1 protein-coding gene is annotated in these 1,309 nt (G+C 42.9%); it reads left to right on the top strand.

The window, feature by feature from the left end:
- Positions 1-110 precede the first annotated feature (110 nt).
- On the top strand, positions 111-1,274 hold the full coding sequence (locus MAQ5080_RS17135) for an IS256 family transposase (protein ID WP_067213519.1): 1,164 nt from the start codon (positions 111-113) through the stop codon (positions 1,272-1,274).
- Positions 1,275-1,309 lie beyond the last annotated feature (35 nt).

The following is a 1,309-nucleotide window of genomic DNA, read 5'->3' as shown; positions in this document are numbered from 1 at the left end:
CATACCGTCCCAAGAAGTGTGTCCAGTAAAGGGCGTTGTATTAGGCGCCCCTCTCTCATTAAATGTTTTTGTTTCGACCAAAAAACAAACCATTTAACAAAAGAGAGACTATGGACACTTTAAAACTAAACACTCAACAGATACAAGCCGCCGTTGACCAGCTAACTTCACAGCCTGACGGTATCAATAAATTACTCGAGATGGCGATCAACAGTCTGATGAAGGCCGAGCGATCGGCTTATCTTGAGGCGGCGGTACAAGGCAATAAAGCAAATGGCTATCGCAGCGTGAACGGCTTTGGTATCGGGGAGGCTTTATCCCTGCAAATCCCAAGGGATCGATTGGGGCACTTCAAGCCAACATTGCTCAATATTATGCGGGATCAATCTGACTCGCTGAATGAGTTATGTTTTGAGTTGTATGCTAAGGGCTTAACAACGCGTGATATCGAATCCATCACACAGACTATCTACGGTCAGCACCTGTCAAAAAGTCAGATCTCTCGCATTACGGTTAGCTTGTCCGACGCAATGCGAGAGTTCAGAGAACGGCCATTAAACAGCTATTATCCCATCGTCTATTTGGATGCCACGTTTGTGAAAACCAAACGTGAGAGAGTCTCCAGTGAGGCGTACTACATAGCGTTAGCGGTTTTACCTGATATGACTCGAGAAGTGATTGGCATCTACAATGCACCAACAGAGTCATCAAGTTTTTGGGATGAGGTTTGCCAGGATCTTAAATCAAGGGGAATGCAGCAAACGGACCTATTCGTCATCGATAACCTTACCGAGCTTGATAGTACATTAGAAAAACACTTTGATGCTTCGATTCAAAAGTGTGTGTTACATCTCAAGCGATCCATACTGAATAAGGTCAAAAAGCAGCATCGCCTAGCCGTCGTCAGTGATCTGAACGAGATTTTTCAAATGGATAATCGAGAGGATACAAAAGAAAAGCTGCTAAACAGAGCACAGCAAGTGGTCCAACGGTGGCAGCGCTATTATCCTCATATGAAGAGGCTGGCTGATCCATATTGGCTCTCATATTACTCAACTTACTTAAGCTTCGAGTACGATATTCGAAATATGATTTACACCACCAACTGGATTGAGCGACTGAACAAGGCCTTCAAAAGAACATTGAAAATTAGAAACTCGATGCCTAATGTTGAATCAGTGTTAACCCTTTTAAGTAAGGTTGCGATTGATATGAATAGCAGTACTTATCGTCACCCTGTGAGTCGATTCCAAAAGAGCAACTTATTTAAATAAGAGATAAATAAAGATGTTTGATGAGAGCAGAGACA

The organism is Marinomonas aquimarina (genome assembly GCF_900089755.1).
Classification (GTDB): Bacteria; Pseudomonadota; Gammaproteobacteria; order Pseudomonadales; family Marinomonadaceae; genus Marinomonas; species Marinomonas aquimarina.
This window is presented reverse-complemented; position numbering and strand designations above follow the sequence as displayed.

Coding starts and splice junctions, on each gene's coding strand:
- MAQ5080_RS17135 (WP_067213519.1), top strand. CDS start 111: ATGGACACTTTAAAACTAAACACTCAACAGATACAAGCCGCCGTTGAC.